The sequence below is a fragment of the Inquilinus limosus MP06 genome, from assembly GCF_000767795.1.
GTDB classification, from domain to species: domain Bacteria; phylum Pseudomonadota; class Alphaproteobacteria; order DSM-16000; family Inquilinaceae; genus Inquilinus; species Inquilinus limosus_E.
This window is the reverse complement of the sequence record NZ_JANX01000498.1, coordinates 1-4,811: the sequence shown is the minus strand read 5'-3', so window position 1 is coordinate 4,811 and position 4,811 is coordinate 1. Positions and strand designations below refer to the sequence as shown.

Below are 4,811 nucleotides of genomic sequence, written 5' to 3'. Positions count from 1 at the left end.
GCCGGCGCCGCCCGCCGCACCCCGGCGGAGGAGCTGACACCCGCCGCCTACCGGGCGGCGATGGATGCCAAGTTCTTCTCCTACATCAACGTCATCGATCCGGTGGTGAAGCGCATGGCCGCGCGCGGCTCTGGCGTGGTGGTCAACATCATCGGCAATGGCGGCAAGGTGCCGGCGACGGTGCACATCGCCGGCGGCGCCGCCAATGCCGCGCTGATGCTGGCCACCGCCGGACTGGCCACCGCCTATGCCGGCAAGGGCATCCGCATCGTCGGCCTCAACCCCGGCCTGACCGAGACCGAGCGCGTGGCCGAAGGGCTGCAGGCCGAGACCCGGCTGCACGGCATCACGCTGGAGGAGGCGCGGCAGCGCGCGGTGGCGCGGATCCCGCTCGGCCGCGGCGCGCAGCCGGAGGAGATCGCCGACGCCGTGCTGTTCCTGGCCTCGGCCAAGGCGAGCTACATCACCGGCGTCAACATCACCATGGACGGGCTGCAGAGCCCGGTCGTGGTCTAACAACGCGGCCCATGGCGACCAGCACCGCATCCCGGACGCCCGGCGTCTCGATCCAGGGGCTGGGCTTCCTGGTCGCCACCAGCCTGATGTGGGGCTTCAACTGGCCGCTGGTGAAGCATCTGGTCGGGGTGCTGCCGCCCTTCTCGGTGCGGGCCGCCAGCGGCCTGATCGGCACCGCCATCGTGCTGGCGATCGCCCTCGCCCGCCGCGAATCCCTGATGCCGCCGCGCGGCCAGTGGGGCCGGCTGTGCCTGGCCGCCGCCCTGAACGTCACCGCCTGGATGGCGCTGACCACCCTGTCGCTGCTGTGGCTGCGGGCGTCGGAGACGACGATCCTGGCCTATACCCTGCCGATCTGGGCCGCCATCCTGGCCTGGCCGCTGCTGGGCGAGCGGCCGACCCTGCGCCGCGGCGCAGGCCTGGTGCTCGGCCTGTCCGGTATCGTGCTGCTGGTGGCGCACGGCACGCCGGGCGAGGAGGATCTCGCCGCCAAGCTGCCGGGCGTCGCCTTCGCTCTGGCCGGATCGATGCTGTTCGCGCTGGGCACCGTGCTGGCCAAGCGGGCGCCGGTGACGATGCCGCCGACCGCGCTGGTGGCCTGGCAGACCGGCCTCGGCCTGCTGCCGCTGCTGCTGCTCTGGCAGCTGCTGGAGCAGCCGGATTTCGCGGCGCTGGGCGCGCTCGACTGGGCGGCGCTGGCCTATGGCGGCGCCCTCGCCTTCGGCCTGGCCTATGTCGCCTGGTTCGCGGCGCTGCGCCGGCTGCCGGCCTCGGTCGCCACCATCGGGTCGCTGCTGGCGCCGGTGATCGGCGTCCTGGCCTCGGTGGCGATGCTGGGCGACCCCTTCGGCCTGCGCGAGATCGGCGCCCTGGCCCTGACCCTCGGCGGCGTCGCCCTGGCCACCTTCGCCCGGTGAGGCCGAGTCAGGCGCCCCGGCCGAGATAACCCGGCAGCGTCGCGCCGGCTCCCGCCAGGTTGCAACGCGGCCCCCGCCCCGTTATGTAGGGCCATTCGACTGGACCCGGTGAAATTCCGGGTGGCTCTTCCGGCCGCCGATCCGCCGGACAACGCAAATGACCTCACCGAACGTCCGCCGAGCGCGTGGACGGTTCTGCACGTCTATTGCGGGTATTTCCCTTCCATGACCATGAATTCCTCGTTCCGCCGCGACTGGATGTCCAACATCCGCGGCGACGTCCTGTCCGGCATCGTCGTGGCCCTGGCGCTGATCCCGGAGGCCATCGGCTTCTCGGTGATCGCCGGGGTCGACCCGAAGATCGGCCTGTTCGCCTCCGTCGTGATCGCCATCGTCATCGCCTTCACGGGCGGCCGGCCGGCGATGATCTCCGCCGCCACGGCCGCCACCGCCGTGGTGATGACCGAGCTGGTGCGCGACCACGGCGTCCAGTACCTGTTCGCCGCCACCATCCTGATGGGCATCTTCCAGATCATCGCCGGCCTCCTCAAGCTCGGGCGGCTGATGCGCTTCGTCTCCCAGTCGGTGATGACCGGTTTCGTCAACGCGCTGGCCATCCTGATCTTCCTGGCGCAGCTGCCGGAGCTGGTGGGCGTGCCGCCCGCCACCTACGGGCTGATCGCGCTGGGCCTGGCCATCATCTACCTGTTCCCGCGGGTCACCCGGGCCGTGCCGTCGCCTTTGGTGGCGATCGCGGTGCTGACCGCGGTCTCGGTGGTGTTCAAGCTCGATGTCCGCACGGTGGCGCATCTCGGCGAGCTCCCGTCCTCCCTGCCGGTCTTCGCGCTGCCCTCGGTGCCGTTCACGCTGGAGACGCTGCGCATCCTGGCGCCGGTGGCGCTGACGCTGGCCGCCGTCGGCCTTCTGGAATCGCTGCTGACCGCGCAGATCGTCGACGACCTGACCGACACGACCAGCGACAAGAACCGGGAATGCACCGGCCAGGGCATCGCCAACATCGCCTCGGCGCTGTTCGGCGGCATGGGCGGCTGCGCCATGATCGGCCAGTCGGGGATCAACGTCTCCTCCGGCGCGCGGGGTCGGCTGTCCACGCTGGTCGCGGGCGTCTTCCTGCTGGTGCTGCTGGTCGCGCTGCAGGACCTGCTGGCCATCGTCCCGGTCGCGGCGCTGACCGCGGTGATGATCATGGTGTCGATCAACACCTTCTCCTGGCGCTCGCTGGCCCGGCTGCGCCGCAACCCGGTGCCGTCCTCGGTGGTGATGCTGGCCACCGTGGTCACGGTCGTCGCCACCTCGGACCTCGCGATCGGCGTCCTGGTCGGGGTGCTGCTGTCCGGCGTGTTCTTCGCCGGCAAGGTGTCGCGGCTCAGCCGGGTGACGTCGACGCTGTCGCCGGACGGGGCGGTGAGGACCTACCGGGTCGAGGGCCAGGTGTTCTTCGCCTCCGCCGGCACCTTCGCGGAATCGATCGATGTGACCGAGCCGGTCACGAAGATCGTCATCGATGTCGGCGCCGCCCATTTCTGGGACATCTCGGCCGTCGGCGCGCTCGACCGCGTGGTGCTGAAGGCCCGCCGCCAGGGCCGCGCGGTCGAGGTCGTGGGCCTGAACGCCGCCAGCGCCACCATGATCGAGCGCTTCGCCGTCCACGACAAGAAGGAGGCCGCCGGGGTTCCGTCGCACTGACGCGGAGAGCCATGACGCAGCCGGCGCAAAAAAACTCGGAAGAGGATGCCGCCCTGCATCGTCTCTCTGATGGGGGATGCGAAAGCTCCTTCCACCACTGGACCCCTCAGCCCCGCCTCCCCTCCGGCGGGGTTCTTTTTTTAGAGGCCGGATCCGGAGCGACCGGCCGGAGCGGCGATCCTACAGGACCGTCTCCGGCTCGGCGCCGAGCGCCTGCCAGCGGCTGAGCGGGACGATGCCCAGCTCCGGACGCGCCGGCCCTGGGAGATTGGCGATGAACTCCAGCGAATGGCCGTCCGGATCGTCGAAGAAGACGCTGGCCGCCGGCATCCAGGAGAACACGATCGGCTCCGTGGCAGGCTGGCCGAAGGCCGGCTTCGGCTCGACTCCGGCCCGGCGGAGAGCCGAGATCGAGCGGCTGACATCCTCGAGCCCGACCTTGAAGGAGATATGCAGCCGCAGCTGCAGCGGGCTCGAATGGTAGGACCAGAGCCCGAGCATGCTGTGCTCCCGCGCGCCGACCCAGAAGAAGGCGACATGGCGCTGCGGGATCCGGTGCGCCAGCTCGAGCCCCAGCACGTCGCGGTAGAAGGCGATGGAGCGGTCGAGATCGCTGACGGTCAGATGGGTTTCATACAGGGACTGGATCGGGACGATTCCCAATTTCGGCTTCCTTCCGGTTTCGGTCACGCCAGCGCCGCGGCATAGGGCGCGACGGTGCGCGCCTGGCGCAGCGTCATGCCCCACCAGCGCAGCGCCTTCAGCATCACCGCCATGGCGGCGGCGGTTTCGTTCGGTTCGACCAGCCGGCCGTCGGTATCGAAGCGGCGCGAGGCCCAGGATAGGCTGACCGTGTCGCGCAGCGTCACCGCATGGAGCTCGGCGAAGACCAGGCGCAGCTGCTCCACCGCGCGCAGGCCGCCGGAGATGCCGCCGTAGCAGACGAAGGCCACCGGCTTGGCCTGCCATTCGGCATAGGCGCAGTCGATCATGAACTTCAGCACCGCCGGATAGGCGTGGTTGTATTCCGGCGTCACCACGACGAAGGCATCGGCCCGGTCGATGCGTTCGCGGAAGGCGGTCACGCCCTCCCCGTCCCGCCGGGCGCTCCAGTCCGGCAGGCCGAGGCCGCGCGGATCGATCGGATCGAGCATGAAGCCGCCGGCCCGCTCGATCTCGCCGGCCGCCCAGCCGGCGACGGTGTCGCAGAACCGGCCCTCCCGGACGCTGCCGTAGATCAGGCCGATGCGCAGAGTGTCCATATGCGTGCCCCTCGAGTCACTGAGTCGGGACACGCTAGAAGTTCAAGTCAGCTTCAAGTCCAGAGGAATTCTGTCCGCCGGGCGTTGCGGAGGATGGCGTCGGCCACCGGGCCATGCAGCGCCGGCGGCAGGTCGTGCCCCATGCCGTCGACCAGCATCAGTTCGGCCCCCGGGATGTTCGCCGCGATGTCCTGGCCGGCGGCGGGCGGCACCAGGGGGTCCTCGGCGCCATGCACCACCAAGGTCGGGGCGGTGATCTGCGCCAGCCAGGGCCGCAGGTCGCCGGTGGCGGCGATGGCGGCGATATGCCGGGCGAAGCCGGCGGGGCCGCGGGCTCGCCGCGCCTCGGCCAGGGCCTGGGCGCGATGCGCGGTCTCGTCGAAGGGAAAGCCGGGGCCGGCGATCAGCC

6 protein-coding genes and 1 other annotated feature are annotated in these 4,811 nt (G+C 70.7%); of the genes, 3 read left to right on the top strand and 3 right to left on the bottom strand.

The features are described from left to right. From P409_RS26890 to P409_RS26880, 3 genes are all read left to right on the top strand, one after another. On the top strand, window positions 1-516 hold a 516-nt coding region (locus tag P409_RS26890), incomplete at its 5' end, for an SDR family oxidoreductase (RefSeq protein ID WP_034845647.1). A gap of 11 nt (window positions 517-527) precedes the next feature. Next, window positions 528-1,433, top strand: coding sequence for a DMT family transporter (locus P409_RS26885; protein ID WP_034845646.1), 906 nt, complete (start codon window positions 528-530; stop codon window positions 1,431-1,433). Window positions 1,434-1,531: 98 nt separating this feature from the next. Continuing rightward, window positions 1,532-1,587: a sequence feature (sul1 is cis-regulatory element that is thought to sense ions involved in sulfur or methionine metabolism; They are found in Alphaproteobacteria), on the top strand. A 77-nt stretch (window positions 1,588-1,664) separates the two neighbouring features. Beyond that, window positions 1,665-3,140, top strand: coding sequence for a SulP family inorganic anion transporter (locus P409_RS26880; RefSeq protein ID WP_202964823.1), 1,476 nt, complete (start codon window positions 1,665-1,667; stop codon window positions 3,138-3,140). Between the two features lie 180 nt (window positions 3,141-3,320). Here P409_RS26880 and P409_RS26875 read toward each other — a convergent pair whose 3' ends face one another. The 3 genes from P409_RS26875 to P409_RS26865 form a co-directional block, all read right to left on the bottom strand. Continuing rightward, entirely contained in the window at window positions 3,321-3,803 is a 483-nt protein-coding gene (locus P409_RS26875; protein ID WP_202964822.1) for a VOC family protein, read from the bottom strand. Window positions 3,804-3,826: 23 nt separating this feature from the next. Continuing rightward, window positions 3,827-4,402, bottom strand: coding sequence for an NADPH-dependent FMN reductase (locus P409_RS26870; RefSeq protein WP_034845642.1), 576 nt, complete (start codon window positions 4,400-4,402; stop codon window positions 3,827-3,829). A gap of 53 nt (window positions 4,403-4,455) precedes the next feature. Next, window positions 4,456-4,811, bottom strand: a 356-nt coding sequence (locus P409_RS26865; RefSeq protein ID WP_034845639.1) for an alpha/beta fold hydrolase, incomplete at its 5' end; no start/stop codon positions are given.